Origin of the sequence: Halalkalibaculum sp. DA384, from assembly GCF_043951955.1 — a bacterium.
In the GTDB taxonomy this organism is placed as follows: Bacteria; Bacteroidota; Rhodothermia; order Balneolales; family Balneolaceae; genus JAMQKA01.
The window spans coordinates 1-530 of the sequence record NZ_JBINJE010000116.1 but is presented as its reverse complement, the minus strand read 5'-3'; the positions used below and the strand labels follow the sequence as shown (position 1 = coordinate 530).

Genomic DNA, 530 nt, shown 5'->3' with positions numbered 1-530 from the left:
CACCCGCCGGAATATATCTATGCCGCCGCCGACCGCCATGACGAGGTCCATGATATGATGCGGGCCGTTCGGGACACCCGGTTCAAATATATCCGCAACTACTTCCCAAACCAGCCCTACTGGGGCATGAACGAATACCGGCACCGGATGGAAATCTTTCAGGAGATCCTCCGGCTGCATGCCGAAGAGAAACTTGAGGGGGCAGCCAGCTTCTGGATGAAACCAACGCGCCCGCCGGAGGAGTTCTACGATATTACCGAAGATCCCCATGAGGTCCACAACCTGGCTGATCACCCGGGGTATCGGGCCGAACTTAAACGAATGCGGGGTGCTCTGGATCAGTGGATGGATGAAATTGGCGATATGGGGGATATCCCGGAGGAGCAGCTCAGGGAACGCTTCTGGCCGGGTGGGGAGCAACCGAATACGCAGGCTCCGTTTTTTGTGGTAAATGCCGCAGAGGATCGCGCCCGGACCTGGAGGCGGGAAGGAGGACAGTTCAGTCCGCCATACACGGTACAGATTACCTC

The 530-nt window shown here is 57.7% G+C and carries 1 pseudogene; it reads left to right on the top strand.

Going from position 1 to position 530, the window contains the following annotated elements:
* Positions 1 to 530, top strand: a pseudogene (locus ACG2E4_RS18505) (sulfatase); the annotation flags it as partial.